Raw genomic sequence first — 25,145 nt, 5'->3', positions numbered from 1 at the left:
TGAAGCGCGCGACGATGGAACTGGGCGGGCATGCGCCTGTCATCGTCACCGATGATGCCGATGTCGAACGCGCCGTCGCCATCATGTCCGCCAGCAAGTACCGCAATGCCGGCCAGGTCTGCGTGTCGCCGACCCGCTTCCTCGTGCAGGAGCGCGTCGCCGATCAGTTCCTCGACGGCTTCGTCGCCGCCTCGAAGACGATCAAGGTCGGCAACGGTCTCGAAGCCGGCGTCGACATGGGGCCGCTTGCCAACGAGCGGCGCATCCCGGCGATCGAAAGCCTGGTTGCCGACGCGCTCGAGCATGGTGCCCGATTGGCGACCGGCGGCCATCGCATCGGCAACCGCGGCTACTTCTTCGAGCCGACGGTTCTGGCGGACGTGCCGCTTTCCGCCCGGATCATGAACGACGAGCCGTTCGGTCCGGTCTCGATCATCAATCGCTTCCATGATCTCGACGAGGCGATCAACGAGGTCAATCGCCTGCCCTTCGGTCTTGCGGCCTATGCCTTTACCGGATCGGAGCGCAGCGCCCACCGCCTGGCAAGCGAGGTCGAAAGCGGAATGATTTCGATCAACCATCTGGGCCTGGCGCTCCCCGAAGTCCCCTTCGGCGGCATCAAGGATTCCGGCTACGGCACCGAGGGCGGATCCGAAGCGATCGAGGCCTATCTGGAAACACGCTTCGTCACGCGAAAGAGCGTCTGACGCCGCAGCAGGTGAAACGTGGTCTGAGGAGCGACGTCCTCTTGCGGTCTTCCGTGGATACAGTGGCGAATTTTCCACAACCCTGACGGTTTCAGTCCTTGGACAACGAGGTATGGCTCGTGAGGGATAGAAGTTCGACTTTGCACAACGTCATTCGAAGTGGCAGGCATGACCTTGCGGCACTAGATAATTGAGCACCGCTGCCTTGATGGTGGAGGAGAGAAAGCCGTAGTGGCCGGCTCGCATCGAAAGCATGGTGGCCGCAGTAGGGCGAAGGACAGCAGGCATTGTCGACATCCCGCGTTCGCGTCATCGATCTGGAAACGGCCGGCAACGGACCGAACGACGTCTGCGAAATCGGGTGGCAGGACGTGGTCCTTGAAGACAATGGACGGTGGGTCGTCAACGACGAACGCGGCGCATTGATGGTCAATCCGGGGCGGCCGATTTCGCCCGACACGATGGCCATCCATCATATTCTCGACGAGCAAGTCGCCGGCGCGCCCTACTGGAAAAATGTGGCGCCAGAAGTGTTGCATCCGCACGGCGGGATCGACGCGTTGGCCGCACATCGTGCAGCCTTCGAACAACGGTATTGCACGCCTCGTCTCACCGGCGGCTTGCCCTGGATCTGTACCTGGAAGTGCGCCCTACGGATTTGGCCCGATCTGCCACGATTTTCCAACCAGATGCTCCGCTACCAGCGTATGCCGAAAGGGCTCGTTCACGAGATAGGTCTTCCGGCCCATCGAGGCATGCCGGATGCCTACGTGACGGCCCATCATCTGCGCGATCTGTTGAACGCTGCATCGCTCGATCAGTTGCTGGCGTGGAGTGCCGAGCCGGGCTTGTTGCCGCGCGTGCCCTCCGGGCCTGATCGTGGGAAGGGCTGGGATCGCCTTAGTACGGAGACGCTCACCGAATTTCTTCGCGATAGAGATAGCGACATCCGCTTCAGCGCCCAGACCGAGTTGCAAAGGCGCGGTGAATTCGAACCTACCGCTGCCGACGAGCCAGTGCAGCAAACCTTGCTATGACTGGAACTGTGCGTCGCGCATGCGCCGAATGAAGGGCGGCACCAGGGTGGCGCTCGGCGAACGCGGTGATCTGCCTTGGTGAAGTACTCTACTCAGCATCGACAGGAATTGCCTTGAAGACACGCAAACCGCTTATCCTCACAGCCCGGATCGCGGAGATCGATCTTGAAATCTTCGATCGCCTTCGAAACGCGCATTTCCCGTCGGAGCGAAACTTCCTCCGCGCTCACCTCACGATGTTTAATCGTTTACCGGGCGAACACCTCGAGCGGATCGTTGGAGAATTGCAGGCCGCGGCCACCAAGCGTGACCAGATCCGCGCGCAGGCAGCCAGTGTTCGCCATCTCGGCGCGGGTGTGGCGTTCACGATCAGAAGTCTTGAGCTTGAAGACCTTTATGCAGAACTAAAGCGCGCTTTCATGCCATGGCTGGGCGGTCAGGACATGCAGAGGTGGCAGCCGCATATCACCGTCCAGAACAGGGTTTCGCGGTCAGCCGCAGACACCTTGCACCGGCAACTGACACACGATTTCAAACCACGATCGTTGACGCTGGAGGGCCTGGATCTCTGGAGATATCTAGGCGGACCTTGGCAGCTCGAACGAGCGGTCTGTTTCGAGATCTCCGCTCTCCGTACAGCGCCATTGGCCGGCTCAGCGGCGATCGTTGACGATCATCGCTGAGCCACATGGGCGGACAGATGCTTTATCCGCGCGCTTATGACCAACAGGGTCGGGGCACAGAGACCTCGAAAGAAGACTGTGGGCCGCACCAGGAAGAGACCGCCTACCCGTCACATCGCGCGGAGGCGTACATCGATGACGGATGCGATGCCGAACTCGCTCAACTCTCCGAGCATCGTTCTGACCGGGTCTCGGTCAGGAAGATGGCGAACGCTGTGGCGGGCAGTGCGAGGCCGATCATGGAGGCGAGCCACCATCCACCAGAGGCAAATGCCCAGGCACCCAGGGCAGAGCCAATGGCGCCGCCGGTGAAGAAGATTGCCATGAACAAGCCGTTGAGCCGGCTGCGCAAGTCCGCGCCGAGTTCGTAAATCGAGCGCTGCCCCGTCACCAACGTCATGGTGACGCCGAAGTCGAGCAGGATTGCAGCAAGCGTTAAAAATGTGAGCGCAAAGGTCGAACCTTCAGAGATTTGCGTCATCAGAAAAGCGGCCGCGACACTGACAAGGCCGAATGCCGTTGCCGGCCGCACCAATCCCTTGTCAGAAAGGCGCCCAGCGATGGGCGAAGCAATTGCGCCCGCAACACCGGCCAGGGCGAAAAGCGCAATGCCATTATGACCCAACCCAAAGCTGGGCCCGGCAAGATAAAGCGGCGTCACGGTCCAGAAGAGGCTAAATGCGGCGAACTGACAGGCCTGATAGGCGGCGCGCCGCTGCAGGACCGGCTGCGTCGCGAGAAGCTGGGCCATCGACTTGAGCAGCTGGCCGTAGCTCAATCGACCCGCCGCAGGCATGCGGGTCGGCAATTGCGTCCATAGAAGGGCTCCAAGCCCGACCATGACGATCGCGGAAACATAAAACACGGTATGCCAGGAGCTGACGCCGGCAATTAATCCGGCAATCGGCCGCGCCATCATGATCCCAACCATCAAACCGCTCATGATATTGCCAACGACGCGACCCCGAACGGCATCCGGTGCAAGGTTGGCAGCGAACGGCACGATCATCTGGACAGCAACCGAGCCAAGCCCGATGGCGAGCGAAGCGGTGAGAAAGGGTCCAGGTGTGGTGGAGAGCCCGGCCGCGATCAGGGCAAGAGTAACCAGGCTGATCATGGTCACAATCAACCGACGATTTTCGAGGAGATCACCCAGTGGCACGAGGAGCAGCAACCCAAGGCCGTAGCCGATCTGGGTCACGGTCACGATCAAGCCTGTTGCCTCAGCCGGTAGGCCGATGTCGAGTGCGATCGGCCCGGCGAGTGGCTGCGTATAATAGAGGTTGGCGGCAATCAGGCCGCAGGCGGCGGCCATCAGAAAAGTCATGCCGACGGAGAGACCGGCCGGGCGCTGCGACTGGGCGAGGGAAGCTGGAGTTGTCATGGAATGTGCCTTGGGAGAAAGGAGACGGGCGGGTTGATCAGTCGAGAATGCGCAAGATTGCTTCACCGGAAGGGAGCAGCTGGTTCTCCAGCTCTCCGGTCTTGCCGGCGATACGCACGCCCTGCAGATAGGAAAATAGCGCAAGCGCGGTACTCGCGGGATCGGCGTCATGGCGAATTGAACCATCTAACTGGCCATCGCGAATGAAACCTTCGAGCCGCGTGACGAGCTTGCGATTGTGTCCTGCGACCTTGGCGGCGATCTCGGCATCGGACAGAACCAGTTCCACGGCGGCACCGATGGCCAGGCATCCACGCCTGCCGGTCTCACCACAGGCGGACATGGCATAGAAACTGACGACGCGGGCAACCTTTTCGCGACCGGTGGAGGCTGAAGACAATGCCTGTTCCAGAAGGTCAGCTCGGACCTGTTTATAGCGGTCGTAGGCAGCGACGAAGATGTCACGCTTGTCCTGAAACGCCTTGTACAGGCTGCCGGCAGTCAGTCCCATTTCGGCTTTCAGTTCTGCGATGGAGGTTCCGTGATAGCCCCTCTCCGAAAATATGCGGATCGCCGCATCCAGAGCTTGGGTCATGTCGAACTCGCGGGGGCGCCCGACGGAGCGATGGGAGTTTCTTTCGGAATTCATTTGACGGCCTATTAGGAAACGCTCGTTCCCTAATAGGCCGTCAAAGAGATTTGGTCAAGCCGCTTATCGATCGGCATCTATTGGAAAGACGAGTGGCGCGAGCTTAAATCGAACCCGTTGCAGTTGACGATGTCCCACATTACGCTTGGTATCGAGCACATTGGCTGACAGGAGCTGCAGCGTTGGCTCAGAGCGCAGACAAGTTGTCCGTGGGCGTTCCACCGTGAATGCCGTCGATCTCCAGGCATTCATGTCCACGGCGTCGACGGAAGCACCTGAGGGCGATCGATTCGCAAGAGCCCATGCCGGGGAGTTTCAGACTACATCCTGCTCATCGAGACAGTTCCTGAGCAACCGCTGCCCGCCCCGGTCCCCTTGAACCTGCCTTTCCCTTTGTCGTCCTTTATCATGCCGGTGAGGATGTTGCCGCCCTTGCGGCCTTTATGGACGAATGTGAGGGTCATACTAATAGTCCCGTTCCTCGCGACTTTCCCCGAAAGCCCCGAGTTGGAGGATACAACACCGTCATTTACGAGGACGGACGTTGAAAGCTCACGCCAATCACCGCAGTCCGTCGTCGCATGCCTCGTTAGCTTCCACACGCCATTGAACACGCTCAAACCAGCCGCCACGCAACGATTTCGGCGGACTTCCATTCCGTTGCCACAGACGAGCGGGCAGACACGGCCACCCGCCGCCTTCAGACTATTCACGAGCTCCTCGGTGGGCGTGAGCGAGGCAAGCTTGATCCCCTTGCGTTCGGCATAGGCTTGCAGCGCCTTCTGACTGCCGCTACCCCATTTGCCGTCCACCTGCTCAAGGCATCCGACACGCACCAGTTCCCTTTGGGCGATCAGTGTGAGCTCGCCGGCACTCATTTGGCCGGTCGGAGCGCTTGATCCCTTTAAGCCTGATGTGGTTTGCTCAAGTTTAGCAATTTCGGGTGGCACGCCGGTGACCTGCGGCAGGGCGGCACGCTTGAGGTCGCCCTGCCCCAGTTCAGCCGTCTCCCGTTCCTTATCCCGCGCTTCAATCGCTGCGATTTTCAGTTTCGCAAGCGTGACGAAGGCGCCGCTTGGGTATTGCTGAAGGTAGGCCTCAAAAAAGTTCCTCTCGGTCGCGTCCTTGATGGAATTCCAAAAGGACAGCTCCACACTTCTGTCGGTGTCCGATAGGACCACCGCGGAGTTCGTTGGCGTCTCGGAGATTTTCGCCGGGTTCAGCACAACCGGGCCCGTCAGTGAGGAACTATCCCAGGGAATCTGCTTACCGCCGGTGACCTGCAAAACGGCGCGACGCACAGCAATCAGGTCATCCGTTATGCTCTGCCCGGGTGTGCCGAGGTGTTGAAGCAAGGCCGACGTAAACGGGGAGTTTCGACCGGCCCCGTCGAGCGCAACGTTTCCCGGCTGCGTGGCGAACGCAATCAGCGACCCCACACCTGTATCGAGTTTGGCCAGGCCTCGACCGACGACTACAGACCGTGTTCCGAGCGACCGGGCCAAATTCGTAGCGAGCGGATTGTCACGGCAAGCGTCGAGGAAAACCAGATTGACCTTGGCGTTGCGCTCCATGGCAGCAAGCACGAGTTCGATCGGCAGCGCCTCGAAGTCTAGATCATTGTTCGATTTCAGCTGCGCGTCGATCGGGATGATATAATTGCCACCGTTCACCTGCAGCCCGTGCCCGGCATAGAAAAAAAGCGCCACGTCTGCGCCTTCGACCTTGCCGACGAACTCTCGGATCACTCCCCGCATTCCCGTCAGATCGAGGTCCCGACCCGTTACCACCACGAAGCCCAGTGCTGTCAATTTCGACGCCATGTCGCCGGCATCGTTTTGCGGGTTCGCGAGCTGAGGTGCGTGTCTATAGGCGGAGTTCCCAATGACCAGCGCGACGCGCTTTTCGGCCCAGACGGGGGAGCCCACAAAAAAGAGCAAGAGCAAGACAGCGGCACGAAGGGAATTCATGAAGCAGCTCCACCACTCCGATCCCGAGCCGAGCGTTTGACAGCCACAGCGCGCAACCGTTGCCGTCACTTCATCGGAGCGGCCCCAAAAGGCCGCGACGGGAACATCAAGAATGATCCTGCCGGAAGATGTAGTCAATCGACGTCGGAAAGCAGATGAGATCAACAATCGACGGTTGCTGGTCTAAAAAGGGGCCTCCTGATCGTGTGGTTACTCCAAACTGCCCGCATGGAAAAATGGATAATCCTGACTGCTCATAAATATCCATCGGTACTAGTTCAGAATGACTAAAGAACGAGTGGCTCCCACTACTGTCGATTTAGAATCTACTTAATTTCGAAGGAGCGAACATGGTGAGGATCTTTCTCCTGCTTACAGCGCTGGCCGTCCCGTTGGTCGCAATCGCTGATGATGAAACTGACCGTGCACAGGCCGGTGGATTACAATTCCGCGCGCTGAAGAAGTGCGTACGAAAGGCGCCCGCGGGCGAGTTCGATAGAAAATGCGACATTCCAGCAGTCGGGTGGCCAGGGGCTGAACGACTTTGGCTGCCTAGTGTCTCTCAAGGTGCCGGCTGAACAATCTGTTTAGCACTTCCACGTGCTTCGTCGCCTTTCGGGGGAAGCATTTCCAGACAAATAGCACTCGACTTTGATCCGTCCGACGAATTGGCTCACCAGGGCTGCCCTATCCGCCATGGGCCGGCCCTCGCACCGCCGCACGACCGGCGCTCCCCGGATGTGCCGACTTGAAGGGTTGCGGTGGTTCCGTCGACAGCGCCTCCCGGATGGCGTCCGTGATCGCAGAAACGACAAAGTCCGCCTGCGTTTCCTCAACGAGGAACTTCCCGGCTTCGTGTTCGTCCACGTCCTGCCATAGGACGATGCCGACCCGCGCTCCAGGAGCCAGTCGCTTCAGGCGACGGACAAGGAATTTGGCGTGGCGCATGGATTCTCGATCGAGAACAGTGAGAACGATGGCATGCCGACCTTCTGTCGGCAGCTCCTTGATTTTTTGCGGCCTGAGAGCTTCATGGCTGAAATAATTGACGTCCGCGCCTTGTACCCGCAGAACCTGCAGGAGCATCATCGCCGTGACATCATCGAGCGCACTTCGCCCTCCTAGGCAAAGCACGGATCGCCCTTCACCAGGAGGGAGTTCATAATCGTTCTCTTTTTCATCGGTGTCGCGGTCGGGATCTTCGCTTTTGTCTTTGTCTTTGTCTTTGTCTTCGTCTTCCTCTTCAACCGCGATCTCCTCGAGGTTGGCAACCAGTGTACCTGCACTTTCGGCAACCCGTGCTCCTTGCTCTTCCGTCAAGGCACCACGCATACGGTCACTTTCGGCCAGAAGCAGCGCGGGAATGGCAACCGTGTCGTAAAATTCGACGAGGTACATTTCCTCAAGCATCTCCTCTGCATTATCCGTTGCTTCGTCCGGGTCTCCCGCCAGCAACCGTTGGTAAAGGCGCTCTTTCGGATTGAGGACGGGCTCATTGCCCAACAGAATTTCGAGGAATTCGAACTGCCGGACGTGACGGCCAAGCACAACCAGGCAGACGGTGAGCGGGGTCGACAGTACCAGTCCAACCGGGCCCCAGAGCCAGGCCCAGAAGATGGCAGCAACAATGATCGCAAGGGGAGACAGTCCTGTGCGAGACCCATATAGCAAGGGCTCGACAACGTTGTTGCTTAACAGTTCAAGAGCAATGAAGAGCCCAAGCGTCAGAACCACCAAGCTCCAGCCCGGAGCTGCTGCGAACGCGAGAAACAGGGGCAACGCAGCAGCAATCACCGGGCCGATATAGGGCACGAAGCGCAGCATGATCGCGAGCATCCCCCACAAAAGTGCGTTTGGAATCCCTAAAAACCAAAGGCCAATCGCGAGCGGCACCCCATAGGTGATGTTGACGACAAGTTGCATGAGCAAATACTGGCCCACACGAGCGCCCGCATCTTGGAGTGCCTCGGTCGTTCGATGAAGATCGCCATACCCGACAAGCCGAATGAATCGGTCGCGCAGATCCTCTCGCTCGAACAGCATGAAGATGACGACAACAATGACGAGGCCAGCGGTTGCCAAGGGACCTAGGAGCGGATTGATGACGCTCATCAGGATTTCGATCGGGCGCTGCGGCGAAAATATCTCTACCAGAAGCGGCTTCGGTTCAGGCGCGGTCGCGGGCGACACAGCCACATCTTTTTCAGGTCGGCTGAGCTCGATGCTGATCCGCTCCATCACCCGGCTCAATCGATCGAGTATCTGGCTGTCCGACCCAGCTTCTTTTAGGGAGCGGACCTTCTCGACGATATTTGACTGGTATCTCGGCACATCCCGCGCGACCTCGCTGATTTGCAGCGCCACCATGGCGCCAAATGCGCTGAGGAACAGGAAAGCCATCGTCACGGTTCCGATAACCGCGACCGAGCGAGGGCAGCCGGCGCGGCGCAGCCTTGAGACAACGGGTGCAAGAGCAAACGTCAAAAGGATGGCAATCGCCAGGGGAAGGAAGACATCCTTGGCAATGTAGAGCACCGCCACCGTTGCAGCAATTGCTGCAAGCGTTGGCAGTTTCGAAGTCTCAGCAGCTGCCCGCGACAAGGTCAGCGGATGCAATTCGACGGCCATATTGACCGGTTCTTTCCCACTCTTGCGCGAAAATCTCAGCATCGAACCTCCCGGGCCTTCCAGGCGTACCCCTTCTGGTCTCCAATTGCGAACCCTCCGGCCCGGTGGTTCTCAAGCTACGGGCAGGCGTCATCCATCCATAGGCACTGCCGATCAGCACCAACCAAACTGATAATATTAGAACGGACGCACAAATAAGCCAGACGGCGAGGTCCCGATGCCAACGGCCAACCTGGCCTGGAACGTTGCAGGACCTGTCGACACCGGCTCACCCGAGTGGCAATGGTCGGGGTGATGATGCGCGGCTCGCGGCGGAATTGTAGCCCCATTTGAGTAAGCGCCTAAGCATTGATCCCCAATTTCAGACGTGTTGGTATCCGCTCTCAATCGAGGGAGCGTTATGTTTGACGATGAGATCGAAATCGAGTGCCCCGAGTGCGGCCACGAAAACGGGACACCGGTCGACCGAGTGAGGGACGACGAGCACGTCCCCTGTGAAAGGTGCGGAAGCGCCATCGCGCTGGGCCGACGGAAGCATTTGCTCATCATCGAGCACGTCACTAAGAACATCGCGAAACTCAGGCGCTCGCTCACCAAGTTCAGGCAAAGCTCTCCCGCTGCCCGCCGGCGGCCCCGAGGAAAGTCGTAGATGGGACTGCGTCCCTTCGCGCTTTGAAGGCCCCCGGGATTTCAAACGCGTCGGATGGCCCAGCCGTCTCGCGCGCACCCTTCAACGATGATGGCGCGGAGCCGGGAACAACAGGAAAGTCGCACGCGTTTTAGCGAAAGCTTGAGGATAGCTTGATGCGCTCTACTGCGGATCCAAGGAGGTCCGTTATGGCAAAGCATCCAAGATACGTATCGCCGAAACAGACGGGCTTGTACCCGGATCGAGATCTGGACTGTCAGATGGCAATGGAAGATGTTTTCCAATCGGTCGCCGAATATGGCGAGGCGGCCGGCTGGAGCGAGCGCGAGGTCGCCGACGCGTTGATTGAACTGGCGCATAACCGGTGGTTCATGCTGGATGCCAAGGAGAAGATGTTCGAGGAAGGGGCCGGCATGATCATTCGCAAGGATAGGACCTCCCCACTCCACTGAGCTACTCGGCCTCCATCTTGGCGACGAGGAGAAAATTAAGCGGGAACGGGACCGATTTCATCGCGGGCGGTTTCCAGGGCGGGGCCGCTGTATTCCATCCTGCCGGCCCACCCAGACAACGCTCTCATCGCCCTCAGGCGCCTTTCGGGCGATTTCTTTTGGCATCAATAAATTAGCAACCAGACAAGGAACAAGGTCTGCATCGGTGAGTTGAGACTCCGAGAAGGAGTTTGCTTATGATTTTTATACGACCTGAATTCGATTGCCGGGGCGGCGGAGGGGCTGAAGTCTCAGGGCTGATCGCCTCGATCAAATACGCTCTGGCTTCCGAAGCGCCCTTCGATACGCAAAATCTCTGCTTCAGAGTGCTCGGAACATCCGTCGTCATCGAGGGTCAGGTCAGCCATAGCAGTGGTGACGATTTTGTCCGCCGTATCGCCGAGGATATTGCCGGGGCTGACCGGGTCCTCGTGCGCGTCGGTTGTCCTCGAAGCAACGGACTTTCGACGATCGGCGAAAGCATACGCAAGGAGAACGGTGATGCCTAACACAGGCGGTAATAGCGAGAGCCTCGCGAATAGGCTGACAGCACACGGACGCGAACCGACCGATTTCCCCGACGATAGCCCGCTCGGCAAGGGCGATTTGCGCGAACCGCGCGAGCCAGTGCCGGAATTTGACGAACCCGATGACGAAGACGATCTCGACGAGATCGAGGAAATAGAGCTCGAAAGCATCTTTGATCCGGACAGATACGACCCCGACGACGACTTTCCTCCTCCGGGATAGCAATGGTCTGGTCCAACTTTTCGGAAGAGAAGATGGAACCTGTTCGAGGCATCTGCGTTTTCGTTTCGTGGAACCCTGAGCCCCCGATCAGGGTGACGCCTTCACCATCCCTCCGGAAGTGAAGCCCCGATAAGCCAATGGCCTCGTCGCCGCCCGACGGGGCCATTCCTTTTCATGGCCCTTAATTCGGGGGTGCATTTTCGCTCCTGGGGACCACAATGGGGCTCGTCGGAGGCGCACGCACTTCCTGAGGTTGCCCAACTTTGCACCATCAAGGGCAAAACGGGGAGATTGGTTAGCCTGCCTGTCTCGCGCCTGCGTTACGAAACTTTCATTTTATCATCATGCAGATTGTCACGGACTGTCACACGCAACTGTTAGCAAGCGCCCCGGCTTCATCGTGCCACCGATCCTGGTGTCCGCCATCCTGCAAGGAGCGTTTTGCAAATGAGAGTCTCCGTCACTACCTCCGTATTCCTCGGCCTGATGGCTAGCGTCGCGTTTGGCGCGCCAACCGCAGCCGCCGAAAAGACGAAATTCGAGTTCTGGTACGGCCTTTCGGGCGATCTTGGCGAACGCGTCCAGGATGCCTGCAAGAAGTTCAACGAGAGCCAGTCAGACTTCGAGATCGTCTGCACCTCGCAAAACGGTTACGACACCACCCTGCAAAACACGATTGCCGCCTACCGCGCCAAGAAGCAGCCGGCGATCACCCAGATCTATGATGCCGGCACGCTCGACATGATGCTGTCCGGCGCCTTCGTGCCTGCAAAGAAGCTGATGGCCGACAATGGCTACACCATCGACTGGAACAATTATTTCGGCGGCATCGCCAACTACTACGCAACGGCGAAGGGCGAGCTGAACTCCTTCCCGTTCAACTCCTCGACCGCGATGTTCTACTACAACGTCGACGCCTTCCAGAAGGCCGGCATCGACTTCAAGCCGGACACCTGGGAGCAGGTCGAGGAAGCAGCCCGCAAGCTGAAGATGGCCGGCTTCGAATGCCCGCTCGCATTCAACTTCGACACTTGGCCGCTGATGGAGCAGTTCTCGGCGATCCACAACCAGCCGATCGCAACCAAGGCGAATGGCTATAACGGACTGGACGCCGAGCTTGTCGTCAACAAGACCAAGTTCGTCGACCACGTGAAGTTCTTCAAGAAGATGGCTGACGAGAAGCTCTTCGTGGTCAAAACCAAGCAGCTCGGCATGGACATCGTCCCAGCCTTCACGTCCCAGACCTGCCAGATGATCCAGACCTCGGTCGCCGACCACGGCACGATCGGCAAGACCCTTCCTGAGAATGTGAAATGGGAAGTTGCCATGTTGCCGGTCTGGAAGGGCACCGAACGGCAGAACTCGCTGGTCGGCGGCGCATCGCTCTGGGTGCTCGCCGGTCGTCCGGAAGCCGAATACAAGGGTGCAGCCGCCTTCCTCAACTATCTTGCGACGCCGGAAATGGCCGAGTGGTGGTCGACGGTGACGGGCTACATCCCGGTGACCAAGACCGGCTTCGACGCCATGAAGGCCAATGGCTTCTACGACAAGGCTCCCTATAAGGGCCGCGAATTCGCCATCCAGAGCCTGTCCTTCACCCCGACCTCGGAAAACACCCGCGGTATTCGGCTAGGCGGCTTCACGCAGATCCGCAAGGAGTTCGCAACCGCCCTTGAAGCAATCTTCATGCAGAACGCAGACGTACAGGGCGAACTCGACAAGACGGTGGAACGCGGCAACGCAGTTCTGCGCCGCTTCGAAAAGACCTACGCCGGACAGACGCTGAACTAAAATCTGATCCGCCCGGAGCCTGCCACAATATCGGTGGGCTCCGATCGCTCTTCTTGCGCATTGGAATTTCGACATATGGACAAGCGCGCGGCCTTTCGCAGCTGGTGGCTGCCCAGCCTATTCGCCCTGCCGCAGATCATTTTGATCCTGCTCTTTTTTTATTGGCCCGCTGTCGCCGTTTTGCGATGGGCCTTCACGTTGGAGCCCCCATTCGGCGGTGCTGCCGAGTTCGTCGGCCTTGCCAACTTCCAGGAAGTCTTTGCCGATCCGCTCTATTGGAACTCCGTTGGCGTCAGCCTGGCATTTGCGCTTTGTGGAACGCTTGCCACCATTTTCATCGGTCTTGTTCTTGCCCTTGCTGTCGACCGGCAATTGCCGGGCTCCGCGCCGTTCCGGTTCCTCTACATTTTGCCCTATGCGATTGCGGGACCGGCGGCCGGTATGGCCTTCCGTTTCATCCTGTCGCCAGAGCGCGGGCTGATGGCCTCGGTCAACGCGACCTTTCCGGACTTCTGGAACCCGGCCAAATACGGCAGCCACGCGCTCATCCTCGTCATCGTCGTCTTTGCCTGGAAGTGGGCGGGCTACACCTTCATCTTCCTGCTCGCCGGCCTGCAGTCGGTCCCGCGCTCCCTGATCGAGGCAGCCGCGATGGACGGCTGCGGCCCTATCCGCCGCGCGGTCGATATCCAGATCCCGTTGCTGGCGCCAACGCTCTTCTTCCTGCTGGTGATCATGATGACCGAGGGTTTCGTCGGCGCCGATACCTATGGCATCGTCGCACGCACGACCGATGGGGGCCCGAACCACGGCACCGACGTGATGGTCTACCGCATCGTCGAGGAGGCGTTCCGAGGCCTGAACTACTCGGGTGCCTCGGCCCAGAGCCTCGTGCTCATCGGCCTCATCATGATTTTCACCTTCATCCAGTTTCGCTTCATCGAGCGCCAGGTCCATTACAAGTGAGGCTTCCATGATCCAGCGGACACCCTTTGCCAACGCGCTGACCTATGGTGTGATGATCTTCGGCTTCCTGCTTTTGATCGGCCCCTTCATCGTCATTTTGTCGGGCGCCAGCCAGACCTTCCAGCAGGTCAACGCCATACCCTTCAGTTTCGTGCCGCAGGATCGCCTCTTCGAGAATATGGGTGCTGCCTGGTCGCGCGCCAGCCTCGGCACGGCGATGCTGAACAGCTTCGTCATGGCGAGCCTGGTCACGGTCGGCAAGGTAGCGCTGTCGGCGCTGACGGCCTTTGCCATCGTGTTCTTCCGAACACCTCTGAAAGGCTTTTTCTTCTGGATGGTGTTCATCACCCTGATGCTGCCGCTCGAAGTGCGCGTGGTGCCCACCTATGCCGTCGCCGCCGACCTGTTCCAGCCGATCCGCTTGCTGATTTCCGCCGTCACCGGCTTCGAGGTCTCAGTCGACTGGAACCTTCTCAATTCCTATGCCGGCCTCACATTGCCGCTGATCGCCACGGCGACTGGGACCTTCCTCTACCGCCAGTTCTATCTGACCCTGCCGGACGAACTGGCGGAGGCTGCGCGCATGGACGGGTCAGGCGCAATCCGCTTCTTCATCGATATGCTGCTGCCGCTGTCGCGTACCAACATGCTCGCACTGACCACGATCATGTTCGTCTACGGTTGGAACCAGTATCTCTGGCCCCTCCTGATGGTGACGGACCCGCAATACAAGACCACGATGATGTCGCTGGTTGCACTCCTGCCAGCTGACAACGGCACGCCGGACTGGAACGTGACGCTTGCCGGATCGCTGATCATCATGCTGCCACCGCTCATCGTCGTCGCCGTGCTGCAGCGGTGGTTCGTGCGCGGCCTCGTGGCCACGGAAAAATGACCCCGCTTTCCCCAAACAGAAGAAACAGAGAGGTCCGCGCTCATGGCTGACATCGCAATCCGCGCCGTGCGTAAATCCTACGGCAAGAACCCCACCCTGCATGGCATCGACCTCGCCTTTGCGTCGGGAGAATTCGTCGTGATCCTCGGCCCGTCCGGCTGCGGGAAATCGACGCTTCTGCGGATGATCGCCGGGCTGGAGGAGATCACCTCAGGCGAGATCGCGATCAACGGGAAGGTCGTGAACCGGCTCGAACCGCGCGAACGCGGCTGCGCCATGGTCTTCCAGAACTACGCTCTCTATCCGCACATGACCGTTGCGGGAAACATTGGCTACGCCTTGAAGGTGGCGGGCGTCGCAAAGGCGGAGCGCCTGCGCCGGATTGAGGAGACCGCAAAGATCGTGGGGCTTTCCGATTATCTCGATCGCAAACCGGCGGCGCTTTCCGGCGGTCAGCGGCAGCGCGTCGCGATGGCACGCGCGATCATTCGCGAGCCGAACGTGTTCCTGTTCGACGAACCGCTTTCGAACCTGGACGCCAAACTCCGCGTCACCATGCGGGCCGAGATCCGCAAACTGCATCAGCGCCTCCAGGCAACGTCCATCTTCGTCACGCATGACCAGGTCGAAGCAATGACGCTGGCCGACAAGCTGGTCGTGATGAACAGGGGTGTGGTCGAACAGGTGGGCCAGCCGCTCCACATCTATCACCGTCCGGCAAGCATCTTCGTCGGATCCTTCATCGGCTCTCCGGCAATGAACCTTTTTGATGCCGTGGTCGACGTCGACAACGCCTGCCTCACATTCGGCGGTACGAAGATGCCGATCGAAAGAGGCCTGGCCACCCGACTGGGCGCAAGACAGATCACGGTCGGCATCCGCCCCGAACAATGTGTCGTTGCGCCTGAAGGCGTCTCGATCAAGGTGGATTTCATCGAGGAGCTCGGCTCCGGCCGCGTCATCCACTCGGAACTGAACGGCTATCCCTTCGCGGCCACAGTCGACGAGCACACGCGCGTGCGGCCGGGCGAGAGGATCACCCTGGAACTGCCGCTCGCGCACCTGCATCTCTTCGACAAGGAGACCGGCCGAAGGATCGAGGTCGATCTGGAGCCGCGTGCCATCCGCAATTCCGCTAGCCAACCGACACTCCAAGCAGTCTGATCGTTTTCATAAATCAGGAGAACCGTGATGAACGACATCATTTCCGCCGTAGGATTCTGCAACCGGACGGGCAAGGGTGACCTTTCGACCCTTGATGCTTCCCTGCGTGAGATTGCAGAGACGGGCGCTGACGCCTGCGAGATCGGGATCTATGGCGAAGAGATCGTCAGCGGCGGCCGCATCATCGAAGACCGCGTCCAGCGCGTCGCCGAGATCACGAAGAGGTACACTTTCAACAAGCTATCGCTGCACGGCCAGATCGTCTCCAACTTCATGGATCGCCAGCACCATCATCTGCAGAAGAAGGTCGTAAGAGCGATGCTCGAGTTGTGCGACCGGCTTGGCGCGGGGATCCTCGTCCACCACTCCGGTGCAGCACAGCTTGCCGCCGGCGAGAACGCCGCTGACCTCGACAAGATGGAACGTGACGCGCTCGCAGAAATGGCCGAGATTGCCAAAGGCTACGGCGTTCGCATCGCACTTGAGAACATCTTCACGACGGAAAGCGGCCAGTACCGCCAATCCCCGAGCCAGGTTGCCGAAACGGTGCGGGCGATCGGTTCCGACAACGTGGTCGCACTCATCGACTTCTCGCATGCCTATATCGAGGCCACGCATCGCGGGCTCGATTTCCGTGATGAACTCAGGGCCATGGCTCCGGTGACCGGTCACCTTCATGTTCACGACAGTTTCGGCCTGCCCTGTACCATGAACCGCTTCTATCATCCGGCGGAAGCAACCGCGCTCGGCATCGGGGACCTGCATTTGCCGATCGGCTGGGGCGACATTGCTTGGGATGACATCTTCTCTGAGCTGACCTTCCTTCCCGATACGACGCTGATCATGGAAATCAGCGCCGAGCGCTTTGCCGATCAGCAGCTGGCGTGCCTGGAGCAAGCCAGGCGACTGGCGGCAGGCGTGGGGCTTAGGCGCGCTGCTTAACGTGCCACCGACGGCCCTGGCGGACAGCTGAATGGTGCTTCCGGCTTGTCGCAAGCAAGGACACCGGCAGGATCAAGTGTTACCGAGGCGCGCCAATCGACGAGAAGTGCGCCTCAACGTGGCAAACCTGCGCGCAAGCGCATCTGGTCTGCGCCTCTCAGCTGCGGGGCGTCGCCAGAGACCGGCCATATCGATGACGTCGTCTCCTGGCGATGACGTGAGGGGGAACCGAAGCTTTTTCCTTCGGCTTTGTTTGCACAGCCTTTCGCGGTCGACCACCGCTACCACTTTCATGCAACGAACAGAACCGCCGATCAGTGTCCCAATCGCCGGTTCGACCGTCTCACCGGTCGCGCGGTGGACAACAGGGGATACTAGCGGGTCTTCCTGTCATCGAGATCCACGCCTTCAAGCCTCGCCATCAGTGTAGCGCGATCCTCGACTGACCTGAGGCGGACTGTCAAGGCGGTACTCTTGACCGGGACCTGCGGAGGCAGGGACAAGGCGATACCTGGGATGTTCTCGGCGGCCCACTGTCTGAATCGGGGCAGCTTGTTTGCGCCGCTGATCGGCAAAGTATGACTGTATCTGAAGCTCATTGCTTATTCTCTCTGTATGCGGATTCGGCCGGATAGGTCGGCATTTGAGGGATCAACCCCGGGAGGTTCCTGGCGCCGCTCTTGCCGTCGCAGGTAGTGGCGCCAGGCATTCATCGTGCGCGACTGACCCTATGGCTGCAGACGGACTTAACTGGTCGCCGATACTTTTCGAGGTGCGGGAACGTCGACACTGGTCTAGCGCCTCAACATGAGGATCTCGTCGAGCGCCGATTTTTTCCCGGTTGCGCCGGTCGGTGGCTCCAAACATTCCGACGCGGCATCCAGGGTGCGCACGAACTCCGAAAGTTCGCGGTCATCAAGCTTGTCCGCCGCCGCGGCGAGCGAAAACCAACGCCGCTGCCTTTGTGCTTTTTCCCGCCAATCAACCAGTGTCCCGCGCACGTTCAGCCCAAACACAGCCACGCGGCAGGCAACGCTTGCGCCGTTATCCAGGCGTTTCATGTAGCGATAGGTCGTCACCGGCGCCTTAGAGAGGACGCCAATGACACCGCCCTCCTCCAACGCTTCCCGCGACGCGGTCTGGCGGGGCGCAAAACCCTTCATTGGCCATCCCTTGGGCACGATCCACCGCCCGCTGCTGCGCGACGTGACGAGCAAAATCCTTGCCTCGCCATTCTTGGCGATGCGCCAGGGAAGAGCTCCGACCTGCTGCATCTCTTCCGGGGCAGCCTCCTCAGCGGCGCAATAGTTCTTATTGGTGTCCTTCATTTTCCGCTCCCCCTGCCAAACGCGCAGAGAACTGGCGGATGCGCGCTCCGTTCGCGCACGGCGCACGAGTTGCGGCGGGTGGCAGCGCAGTGCGTCTTGCACCACGGGCAACGGCGAGCAGAAAGGGGAAGATGCCGGTTGCAACCGATGCAAACGGGGCGGGCTGGAGACGCGGGCATAGATACACTCCGTCAATAATGAACCGCACTGTTGGTCAGTGGATTCCCGGAGCGGCGGGGGCTATGGCGGCGTTACAGGATCAGGGTAGCCGGCTCCGGGTAAGGGAGCGTGCTTGCTCGATGAGCCGCGATATCCTGATGAAAGTTTCCGTATGCATACCCCTCACATCGCCCTTTCGTGCGAGCACATCAATGGGCAATTTTGTCGCGCCATACCCAACGCAAGAGCGCCATAGAAATCGCGCGTTCAGGTAAGCGGCGGTAAAGGCTCAGTTTCGGATAACTGGTTTTCAGAACACGGCTCAATCTTTTGACGAAGTCGGACATGAGCCCCTTGCCCCAAGATCGCTCGGGCGCCGCTCACCCGGCCAGAATCCGCACCACAGGCTAATCTTCGGCGACGGCTGAATGAATGCATCAGCGGTAGCACAAGGTACCCAGTGCCTTCGGGGTTGGCAAAGGAGCGATGCAACGCTGCTTGACGGAAACCGACCCGCCAAACTCCTGAGACAATTATGGCGTCGCCTGTGGGGCGTCCGACGTTCGCCAGAAGGGGCGCTTGATTTCGACCAGCTGGCGTCGGGGATCGCCGGCTTTGGCTCTATCGCGAATGAGCGCAACCAAGTCTGTCTTGATGGTGGCGTCGGACAAGAAGTAGCTGTGCCCGATGAAGCCGCCGCCGCCCGAAAATTCGACGAAATCGACCAGCCCGCCCATATGCGACCCTTCCCATTTGGACGCCGCCTCATTCCTGCCCCTGGGAAGATTGCCGACGGCAAGCTGTCCAAGCCGCAAGACGCTGCCAGAGATTATCGTTGACGCTTTCAACGCCTCGTCCCTGGGAGACGAATAGACCGTAAGGTGCAGGGAGCCTTGAGAGGGCAAGGTGCTTGGTATCGATTTGCTCCCGAAGGCAAGGTCCGGGTCCGAGACCCAGGCGAACAATTTGGACGACGCTACATCGAGATCGATATCGGGAGCGAAAAACACAGCGTTCGCGATCTTGTAACGCTGCCAAAGCGAGGATCGACTGACATAGGCTTCGATGGCAAGCTGCTGCATGACGCTTGCGAGCACATCGGTTCCACGGCTATGCGCCAGCAGGTGCAGCCTCTCTACACCCTTCGTTTCGGCAATGGCGCGAACGGCTTTCTTGAAGTCCGCGACCGCAAACTCGCTCGACTCGCGGTCAATGTTGTAGCCAAAGAACGAGCCGCCAGTGCCTCCGGCGGGCCAAGTCAGGATAATGCAGACAAACTGGTTTTGCAGCGATCGGCAAATCTCGTCCGTGGCGAGTGCGGCATCGTCGAAGCTGTTGTTGTACCCGTGAACGAAGACGACGACTTCCTTGCGTCCGGCTGTCGCGAGACGCCGGGCAATTTCAACCTGCAGCGATGCGACAGCCTGTTCATGTGCCGCGACGGCCTCAGGCGTGCGGCGTAGCCCGCTCGCCGTCGTTACGACGCCGTAAGGCGTTGCCGGAAACCGGCCAGTCTCGGAAACGGCGTCGACACGAAATTCGCTCTTGCCGGCGGAAGAGTTGCCTTTTGGGAGGATCGATACCGAACCGAAGCTCAGGAAAATGGCACGCTTGGCACCATACGACAGCCTGTTGCCGGACGCGACTGTCGGCTCCCGGTTCGTGATGTAGAGGAGATCGGGAGCCCCTAAAGCTTGTGGCGTTCGAGCAGCCTGCGAGCTTTGTGGCGCCGGTGACGTGGTGATGGGCTGCGGTGAGAGCTCGGCACGCTGCGTGGAACAGCCGACAAGGCAGACAAGCATGAGGAGCCCTGCCATTGCCCGACAAAAATCCATCTAGAGATCGGCCTTGTCCAACCCGTAGACCTTGTCGGCGGAACCAGGAACGGTGCGGGCAGCGACACTGACGCGGTTCCAGGCATTGATCGCCATGATCCGGAACGTGAGATCGGAAATCTCCTGCTCGGATAGTTCACCCCGCACGCTGTCGTAGATTGCATCGGGAACACCGCCGTCTGCGAGCTTCGTCAACGCTTCCGTCCAGGTAAGTGCGGCCCGCTCACGTGGCGAGAACAACGTGGACTCACGCCAGGCTGAGATATGGAAGAGGCGCAACGGCCGCTCGCCGTGGATAATCGCTTCCTTGGCGTGCATGTCGATGCAGAACGCGCACCCGTTCATCTGGGACGCCCGCATGTCGACGAGGATCAGTATGCTCTCTTCAATCGCGCCATTCTTGATCTCGTTGCCGAGCGCCATCATGGCTTTGACCATGCCGGGGGAAAGCTTGGAGTAGTTGAACCGCTGGGTCATCGATGTTCCATCCTCCGCCTGGCACTCTTGACCGACATGGTCGCCTGTTATCGTGCCGGAAACGCATCGAGTGCGGCAGCTATACATCCGTTTATGCGCCGCTCGACCACGGGCCGCCGGCCAACGGTGGGTCATTTGAAAACGAAGGCCTTCGGGATATAATGCGGCCATTCTTTCACCAAGGCTGCCGGTCCACCGCCGAGCTTCGGCGTCAGTCATTTTGTTGACCGTCGTCTTCTGCGGAGCGACAGATGTCGAACGACGATGGACTGAGGAAAGATGCCCACTTTCGCGAGCATACTCGCAATATCGCCGAGCTCGCGCTTGATCTTCTCGACAACTCACCCGGCCACATGTGGTCGATGGATACTGCCGGCCGATTCATCTATCGCAACCGGAGCATGGACGCCTACTTCGGCAGCAGCCTGAAAGACCAGGGCGCCTGGCTTGAACGCATTCACAAAGACGATCAACGTTTTGTGGCGACGACCTGGCGGCGGAGTGTAAAAACGGGCGAGCCGATTGACAGCGCTCACCGTCTGCGTGGTGCGGACGGTCAGTTTCGCTGGTTTCGCGCATCGGCGAGACCTTCAACGGACGCCCAGGGCCGCGTCACCGTCTGGCATGGGCAGACCATCGACATCGAACACGAGAAAAAGGCTGAGGAGAGCCTGCGTGCTCGTTCCATCGAACTATCCCTGCTGGTCGATATGGTTCCAAGCAATCTATGGCGCCTGACACCCGACGGCACCACGACGCTCGTCAACAGGCGCATGGCCGACTATCTGGGACTTGACCTGTCAAACGTCAGTGACATTGCATCCGTCATGGATACGATTTTCCATCCGGACGACGCTGATGCCGTTTATGCCGAGCTAACCCGCTGCCTTGAGACCGGGGAACGATTTTCGATGCGATATCGATTGCTTCGAGCGGACGGTGCCTATCGCTGGATGTCTGGCCGCGCGGAGCCCTTGCGCGACCAGGACGGCAACATCGTCCAGTGGTTTGGCCTTTGCCACGACATTGAGGATCAAGTGCAAACAACAGCTGCCTTGCGCCGTTCGGCCGAAAAGCTTGCGCGCGCGACCCAGGCGGCCAATCTTTCGCAGCTTTCCGCCTCGATTGCTCACGAAGTCAACCAGCCGCTCGCGGCGATCGCCGCGGACGCTGACGCGTGCCTGCGCTGGCTTTCGGCCGATCCTCCGAACGTTGAACGAGGCAAGCGTGCTGCAGAGCGAATTACCCTGGACGTCGCGGCGACCATCGAGGTCATCAGCCGCATGCGCGCCCTTTTCAAACATCAGCCGCAGGAACGGGCGGTCGAGGATGTAAACCGGCTTGTCCATGACGTTCTTGATCTGATGTCAGATGAAATCGCGGCAACGACGACGCGCATCGACTTGGCCCTGGACCAGGATCTTCCCAGAGTTTCGCTCGATAGGGTTCAGGTCCAGCAGGTCCTGGTAAACTTGATCCGCAACGGCATCCAGGCCATGGACACGACGAACCCACTGCGTTCGCTGAAGATCATGTCCAGCTACGATCACCCCGACACCGTCAGGATCTCGGTTGAGGACACCGGAAGTGGCTTCAAGGATCCGGAGCGCGTGTTCGAACCGTTTTTTACGACGAAAGGCAACGGCATGGGAATGGGTTTGCCCATCTGCCGATCGATCGTTGAAGCCCACGGCGGCCGCCTGTGGGTCGCAAACAACCAGGCATTAGGCGCAACGGTGGCATTCACTTTGCCCGCCGCCTCGGCCGACTAGCGGTGTAAGCCTAAGGCGCCGAATTTCGGAACCGGTCGGCCAAGCGGTCTCGGTGAAAAGCGCGTGCGATGATGGAAACGGCAAGGGCCCAGGCGACGATGGTCATGGTGACGCATACGGTTGCGAGGCTTGCGTATCCCGAAGCTGCGATCACTGCGCCGGTAAAGATTGGCCCGGCAGCAAATCCGAGCAGGTAAGCCGACCCCGCTGCTGCCGCCCAGCGCCCGCTCTGGTCCAGTGCTGCGGCCAGGCCAACAAGATACGGAAGTGAAAAGTAGTAAAGGACGGCGGATAGGATGACGGCGACACTGTAGGCCACCGGGTTCGTCCAGAGGCAAAGGACGAGTGCCACCACGACGTAGCCAAGGCAGAATGCGGAGACCGGGACCGCCCTGCCCCAGCGAACATTCAGTGCCGTGGCCGCGCCGGCGCCGGCAAGCCCGACGACCGTCGACAAGGTGAGAATGTACCCTACCGCGGCCGTGTCCAGACCGATGCGCTCGCCCATCGGTCCGCTGAAGGCAAATAGACCGGCGGAGACCGCGACGTAAAGAACAATGGCAGCAAACAGCAGGCTTCCAAGCAGAGGCACAGAAGGTGGCGTCCGGGTGGCGGTCTGCTTCAGAGCTCGAAGATCCGGTATGAGAAGAAGAAACGGAGATAGGCCCAGCGTCAAACCCGCCAACAGCGCAAAAATCCCTCTGTGGCCATAGGCTGCGGTCACCTCGCCGCCTATGCCGAACAGCACCACGCTGCCGATTGCCCAGACGAGCTGGAACAAACCAAAAGTTTTTACCGGATTGCAGCAATGAGACGCGACAAGGCTGAGCGACATGGCATAGAGCGCTCCCTCGCCGATGCCTGCAGCGCCGCGCAACAAGACCAGCGACGTCCATCCATCTGATACGATAGAGGCGGCTTGAGCCGCCACGGTCAATACCAGCGCAGACATCCCGGCACGTCGGTAGGATAGCCGCGGTAGCACCGGCGCAATCAGGATCGCCGATACGGCCAAGGCAAGCAATTCGACCGACGCTACGATACCGGCGTCACGTTCCGACAGTGCAAGACCATCAATCAATCCCGCGACCACGAAGGGCGACATCTGCGGAACGAGGCCACCAATCACCTGACAGGCCGTTGCGCCGATCACAAGTGAAAGCGGATCGCCAGACGCGACAGAGGCTGTTGAAGGATTGGCCATGGCCCGGTTTCCCGACCAATTCCTGTTTGTTGAAAATCACCTTTGCATTTCACAACATGGGCGCCGGCGATTTGCCGACGCCGGTCCCGTATGTCGCACATCAAGTTTGCACGAGCCGTCCTTTACGAGCTTCGGAACGGTCGCCGACTGCCATTTCTATCATGATCGATGAAGGTGTGGACCGTAAACTTGGCTTACCTCGTCCTTTCAAGCGCAAATCCTCGACAGGACGTCAGCCCTGCGATGGGCGGTCATCCGAACGTGCGTGGTCGCACCAGAGACAAGCGCGTCGGGGACGGTGGGCGTTTTGTCGCCGCATCGCCCCTCCGCAAAGACCTCAAGCGGCGGCCTGAGGTTGTTTGGCATTCCAAGTCCTGAAGTCGAGCTTACCCAGCTTGGCGGATCCAAGAGGAACCAGTGCCTGATCATCAACGCGCGTGCCGAAGTACTTGGCGTCCGGGTCGGCAACAACCTTGCGGCTATCGCCGACGGCTGCCAGATACTCGGAAATGAAATCGCTCATGGGCTTCTTTTCAGGGCCAGCGATTTCGATCGTCTGGTTCTCGGGTTTGCCGATCGTCGCTTCTGCAACGAAGGCTGCTACGTCGTCTGCAGCGATTGGCTGGAACGCGCCGGATGAGACACGGACAGTCCTGTCGACTGTTGCCTCGTCGGCTATGCCGCCTAGGAACTCCAGGAACTGCGTCGACCTTACGATGGTGTACGGGACGCCGCCCTTTTTGATCAGGCTCTCCTGCGCGACTTTGGCTCGGAAATAACCGTTATCGGGCGACCGTTCGATGCCAACGATGGAGAGGGCGACGTGGTGGCTGACGCCGGCTGCACGCTCCGCCGCGAGCAGGTTCGCGGTCGATCGTTCGAAGAACGAAAGTACGGCACTCGGTTCGAAGGATGGCGAGTTGCTGACGTCGAGCACCACCTCGGCACCGGCCAGCACATCGGCCAACCCTTCGCCCGTCAGCGTATCAACGCCGGTGGACGGCGCCGATTGCACAACGTCGTGGCCCTTATTTCTGAGGTGCTCTGCGACCTTAGAGCCGATGCGGCCCGTGCCGCCGATAATAACGATTTTCATGGTTCTGCTCCTTGCGGGCTCGTCGATGGATCACCGCATCCGATCATGAAGAAGGGCTTCACTTTGCGGGCAACACCATCTCCGTTTCGGTGGTATCGAGTACGAAAACGGCCAAGATCTTTGCCGGCTCGCTGTCGCTTGCGTTCGCGCTCACGCGGTGGTGATCACCCGGGACTTCGATCCAGTTCTCGCCGGTCTTGTAGACTTTCACGGCACCGTCGTTGATCTGGCTCTTGATGCTGCCTTCGATCACCGTCGCATAGATAAAGGCGCTCTTGGGGTGGGTGTGTGACGGGTTGTGCCCGCCGGGGCCGTATTCGACCAGAACGCCGCGCATGCTCTTGCCCGGCACATTCGGAAGCGCGTGGTCGAACACCACTGTCACCTTGGCATTGTAGGGCTCGTCGGAGGCCGCTACCGGTCCGGTGATCAGCGTCGCAAACAGCAAGCCAATCGCTAATCTTCGCATGTATTTCTCCTCCATTCACGTTGTTGGCAACGGGTGGGATCCTATGGCCGGCCTCCGGGGAGAAACAGATATACGTAGGTTTGCCGCAGCGGCGATTTT

At 59.6% G+C, this 25,145-nt stretch carries 24 protein-coding genes; 12 read left to right on the top strand and 12 right to left on the bottom strand.

All coding sequences use genetic code 11. The features are described 5' to 3' along the window. On the top strand, positions 1–707 hold a 707-nt coding region (locus IB279_RS26775; RefSeq protein WP_192340013.1), incomplete at its 5' end, for an aldehyde dehydrogenase family protein. A 150-nt stretch (positions 708–857) separates the two neighbouring features. Here the strand turns inward: IB279_RS26775 and IB279_RS26770 are convergent. Next, complete coding sequence (locus tag IB279_RS26770; RefSeq protein WP_156623649.1) at positions 858–995, bottom strand: hypothetical protein; 138 nt, start codon at positions 993–995, stop codon at positions 858–860. Between IB279_RS26770 and IB279_RS26765 the strand changes: the two genes are divergently transcribed. Next, the gene (locus IB279_RS26765; RefSeq protein WP_113188464.1) at positions 995–1,744 is read left to right on the top strand and encodes an exonuclease domain-containing protein; all 750 of its coding nucleotides are present in this window, start codon (positions 995–997) and stop codon (positions 1,742–1,744) included. The genes IB279_RS26770 and IB279_RS26765 overlap by 1 nt on opposite strands. A 113-nt stretch (positions 1,745–1,857) precedes the next feature. Continuing rightward, on the top strand, positions 1,858–2,427 hold the full coding sequence (locus tag IB279_RS26760; RefSeq protein WP_064817064.1) for a 2'-5' RNA ligase family protein: 570 nt from the start codon (positions 1,858–1,860) through the stop codon (positions 2,425–2,427). 160 nt (positions 2,428–2,587) lie between these two features. Here the strand turns inward: IB279_RS26760 and IB279_RS26755 are convergent, their stop codons facing one another. From IB279_RS26755 to IB279_RS26740, 4 genes are all read right to left on the bottom strand, one after another. Then, positions 2,588–3,811 (bottom strand): MFS transporter, encoded by a 1,224-nt coding sequence (locus IB279_RS26755; RefSeq protein ID WP_060604799.1) that lies wholly within the window; start codon positions 3,809–3,811, stop codon positions 2,588–2,590. A 37-nt stretch (positions 3,812–3,848) separates the two neighbouring features. After that, entirely contained in the window at positions 3,849–4,460 is a 612-nt protein-coding gene (locus IB279_RS26750; protein ID WP_034791852.1) for a TetR/AcrR family transcriptional regulator, read from the bottom strand. Between the two features lie 320 nt (positions 4,461–4,780). Further along, entirely contained in the window at positions 4,781–6,430 is a 1,650-nt protein-coding gene (locus IB279_RS26745) for a caspase domain-containing protein (protein WP_060604800.1), read from the bottom strand. A 687-nt stretch (positions 6,431–7,117) separates the two neighbouring features. Next, positions 7,118–9,100: an AI-2E family transporter gene (locus tag IB279_RS26740; protein ID WP_060604803.1), complete on the bottom strand. Its 1,983-nt coding sequence runs from the start codon at positions 9,098–9,100 to the stop codon at positions 7,118–7,120. A 795-nt stretch (positions 9,101–9,895) separates the two neighbouring features. On the opposite strand from IB279_RS26740, the gene IB279_RS26735 reads away from it, so the two are divergent. The 8 genes from IB279_RS26735 (at position 9,896) to IB279_RS26700 (ending at position 16,706) form a co-directional block, all read left to right on the top strand. Continuing rightward, positions 9,896–10,159 (top strand): hypothetical protein, encoded by a 264-nt coding sequence (locus IB279_RS26735; protein WP_156623648.1) that lies wholly within the window; start codon positions 9,896–9,898, stop codon positions 10,157–10,159. A gap of 236 nt (positions 10,160–10,395) precedes the next feature. Then, a complete protein-coding gene (locus IB279_RS26730) occupies positions 10,396–10,707 on the top strand; it encodes a hypothetical protein (RefSeq protein WP_246802129.1) in 312 nt (103 codons plus the stop codon). Further along, positions 10,700–10,948 carry a hypothetical protein gene (locus IB279_RS26725; protein ID WP_060521197.1) on the top strand — a complete coding sequence of 83 codons (249 nt, stop codon included), beginning with the start codon at positions 10,700–10,702 and terminating at the stop codon, positions 10,946–10,948. Before IB279_RS26730 ends, IB279_RS26725 begins: the two co-directional genes overlap by 8 nt. A gap of 447 nt (positions 10,949–11,395) precedes the next feature. Further along, positions 11,396–12,739 carry an extracellular solute-binding protein gene (locus IB279_RS26720; RefSeq protein WP_113188462.1) on the top strand — a complete coding sequence of 448 codons (1,344 nt, stop codon included), beginning with the start codon at positions 11,396–11,398 and terminating at the stop codon, positions 12,737–12,739. Positions 12,740–12,814: 75 nt separating this feature from the next. Beyond that, a complete protein-coding gene (locus tag IB279_RS26715; protein WP_060604814.1) occupies positions 12,815–13,705 on the top strand; it encodes a carbohydrate ABC transporter permease in 891 nt (296 codons plus the stop codon). Positions 13,706–13,712: 7 nt separating this feature from the next. Next, complete coding sequence (locus IB279_RS26710; protein WP_034791826.1) at positions 13,713–14,600, top strand: ABC transporter permease subunit; 888 nt, start codon at positions 13,713–13,715, stop codon at positions 14,598–14,600. Between the two features lie 42 nt (positions 14,601–14,642). Beyond that, positions 14,643–15,764, top strand: coding sequence for a sn-glycerol-3-phosphate ABC transporter ATP-binding protein UgpC (gene ugpC / locus IB279_RS26705; protein ID WP_192340011.1), 1,122 nt, complete (start codon positions 14,643–14,645; stop codon positions 15,762–15,764). Between the two features lie 27 nt (positions 15,765–15,791). Beyond that, on the top strand, positions 15,792–16,706 hold the full coding sequence (locus IB279_RS26700; protein ID WP_060521202.1) for a sugar phosphate isomerase/epimerase: 915 nt from the start codon (positions 15,792–15,794) through the stop codon (positions 16,704–16,706). A 794-nt stretch (positions 16,707–17,500) separates the two neighbouring features. Here the strand turns inward: IB279_RS26700 and IB279_RS26695 are convergent. The 4 genes from IB279_RS26695 to IB279_RS26680 all read right to left on the bottom strand — a co-directional run bounded on the left by IB279_RS26695 (position 17,501) and on the right by IB279_RS26680 (position 20,505). Then, positions 17,501–18,034 carry an NUDIX hydrolase gene (locus tag IB279_RS26695; protein WP_113188460.1) on the bottom strand — a complete coding sequence of 178 codons (534 nt, stop codon included), beginning with the start codon at positions 18,032–18,034 and terminating at the stop codon, positions 17,501–17,503. Between the two features lie 368 nt (positions 18,035–18,402). After that, complete coding sequence (locus IB279_RS26690; protein WP_162727226.1) at positions 18,403–18,540, bottom strand: hypothetical protein; 138 nt, start codon at positions 18,538–18,540, stop codon at positions 18,403–18,405. Positions 18,541–18,726: 186 nt separating this feature from the next. Then, the gene (locus tag IB279_RS26685) at positions 18,727–20,028 is read right to left on the bottom strand and encodes an alpha/beta hydrolase (protein WP_192340009.1); all 1,302 of its coding nucleotides are present in this window, start codon (positions 20,026–20,028) and stop codon (positions 18,727–18,729) included. Further along, positions 20,029–20,505 carry a carboxymuconolactone decarboxylase family protein gene (locus IB279_RS26680; protein ID WP_113188458.1) on the bottom strand — a complete coding sequence of 159 codons (477 nt, stop codon included), beginning with the start codon at positions 20,503–20,505 and terminating at the stop codon, positions 20,029–20,031. Positions 20,506–20,756: 251 nt separating this feature from the next. On the opposite strand from IB279_RS26680, the gene IB279_RS26675 reads away from it, so the two are divergent. After that, positions 20,757–22,277 carry a PAS domain-containing sensor histidine kinase gene (locus tag IB279_RS26675; protein WP_192340007.1) on the top strand — a complete coding sequence of 507 codons (1,521 nt, stop codon included), beginning with the start codon at positions 20,757–20,759 and terminating at the stop codon, positions 22,275–22,277. Positions 22,278–22,287: 10 nt separating this feature from the next. Here the strand turns inward: IB279_RS26675 and IB279_RS26670 are convergent, their stop codons facing one another. The 3 genes from IB279_RS26670 to IB279_RS26660 all read right to left on the bottom strand — a co-directional run bounded on the left by IB279_RS26670 (position 22,288) and on the right by IB279_RS26660 (position 25,046). Then, positions 22,288–23,481, bottom strand: coding sequence for an MFS transporter (locus IB279_RS26670; RefSeq protein WP_192340005.1), 1,194 nt, complete (start codon positions 23,479–23,481; stop codon positions 22,288–22,290). Positions 23,482–23,818: 337 nt separating this feature from the next. After that, entirely contained in the window at positions 23,819–24,577 is a 759-nt protein-coding gene (locus tag IB279_RS26665; protein WP_112975047.1) for an SDR family oxidoreductase, read from the bottom strand. A gap of 58 nt (positions 24,578–24,635) precedes the next feature. Further along, positions 24,636–25,046, bottom strand: coding sequence for a cupin domain-containing protein (locus IB279_RS26660; RefSeq protein WP_089045334.1), 411 nt, complete (start codon positions 25,044–25,046; stop codon positions 24,636–24,638). Positions 25,047–25,145: the final 99 nt, after the last annotated feature.

Source organism: Ensifer sp. ENS06, assembly GCF_014852205.1.
GTDB classification, from domain to species: domain Bacteria; phylum Pseudomonadota; class Alphaproteobacteria; order Rhizobiales; family Rhizobiaceae; genus Ensifer; species Ensifer adhaerens.
This window is presented reverse-complemented; position numbering and strand designations above follow the sequence as displayed.

Bases quoted from the DNA above. Each gene is read 5' to 3' on its own strand.
- IB279_RS26710 (WP_034791826.1), top strand. From the start codon at position 13,713: ATGATCCAGCGGACACCCTTTGCCAACGCGCTGACCTATGGTGTGATG.
- IB279_RS26695 (WP_113188460.1), bottom strand. From the start codon at position 18,034: ATGAAGGACACCAATAAGAACTATTGCGCCGCTGAGGAGGCTGCCCCG.
- IB279_RS26690 (WP_162727226.1), bottom strand. From the start codon at position 18,540: ATGTCCGACTTCGTCAAAAGATTGAGCCGTGTTCTGAAAACCAGTTAT.
- IB279_RS26675 (WP_192340007.1), top strand. From the start codon at position 20,757: ATGTCGAACGACGATGGACTGAGGAAAGATGCCCACTTTCGCGAGCAT.
- IB279_RS26670 (WP_192340005.1), bottom strand. From the start codon at position 23,481: ATGGCCAATCCTTCAACAGCCTCTGTCGCGTCTGGCGATCCGCTTTCA.
- IB279_RS26750 (WP_034791852.1), bottom strand. From the start codon at position 4,460: ATGAATTCCGAAAGAAACTCCCATCGCTCCGTCGGGCGCCCCCGCGAG.
- IB279_RS26665 (WP_112975047.1), bottom strand. From the start codon at position 24,577: ATGAAAATCGTTATTATCGGCGGCACGGGCCGCATCGGCTCTAAGGTC.
- IB279_RS26770 (WP_156623649.1), bottom strand. From the start codon at position 995: ATGCCTGCTGTCCTTCGCCCTACTGCGGCCACCATGCTTTCGATGCGA.
- IB279_RS26700 (WP_060521202.1), top strand. From the start codon at position 15,792: ATGAACGACATCATTTCCGCCGTAGGATTCTGCAACCGGACGGGCAAG.
- IB279_RS26745 (WP_060604800.1), bottom strand. From the start codon at position 6,430: ATGAATTCCCTTCGTGCCGCTGTCTTGCTCTTGCTCTTTTTTGTGGGC.
- IB279_RS26730 (WP_246802129.1), top strand. From the start codon at position 10,396: ATGATTTTTATACGACCTGAATTCGATTGCCGGGGCGGCGGAGGGGCT.
- IB279_RS26755 (WP_060604799.1), bottom strand. From the start codon at position 3,811: ATGACAACTCCAGCTTCCCTCGCCCAGTCGCAGCGCCCGGCCGGTCTC.
- IB279_RS26740 (WP_060604803.1), bottom strand. From the start codon at position 9,100: ATGCTGAGATTTTCGCGCAAGAGTGGGAAAGAACCGGTCAATATGGCC.
- IB279_RS26720 (WP_113188462.1), top strand. From the start codon at position 11,396: ATGAGAGTCTCCGTCACTACCTCCGTATTCCTCGGCCTGATGGCTAGC.
- IB279_RS26685 (WP_192340009.1), bottom strand. From the start codon at position 20,028: ATGGATTTTTGTCGGGCAATGGCAGGGCTCCTCATGCTTGTCTGCCTT.
- IB279_RS26680 (WP_113188458.1), bottom strand. From the start codon at position 20,505: ATGACCCAGCGGTTCAACTACTCCAAGCTTTCCCCCGGCATGGTCAAA.
- ugpC (WP_192340011.1), top strand. From the start codon at position 14,643: ATGGCTGACATCGCAATCCGCGCCGTGCGTAAATCCTACGGCAAGAAC.
- IB279_RS26725 (WP_060521197.1), top strand. From the start codon at position 10,700: ATGCCTAACACAGGCGGTAATAGCGAGAGCCTCGCGAATAGGCTGACA.
- IB279_RS26660 (WP_089045334.1), bottom strand. From the start codon at position 25,046: ATGCGAAGATTAGCGATTGGCTTGCTGTTTGCGACGCTGATCACCGGA.
- IB279_RS26715 (WP_060604814.1), top strand. From the start codon at position 12,815: ATGGACAAGCGCGCGGCCTTTCGCAGCTGGTGGCTGCCCAGCCTATTC.
- IB279_RS26735 (WP_156623648.1), top strand. From the start codon at position 9,896: ATGGCAAAGCATCCAAGATACGTATCGCCGAAACAGACGGGCTTGTAC.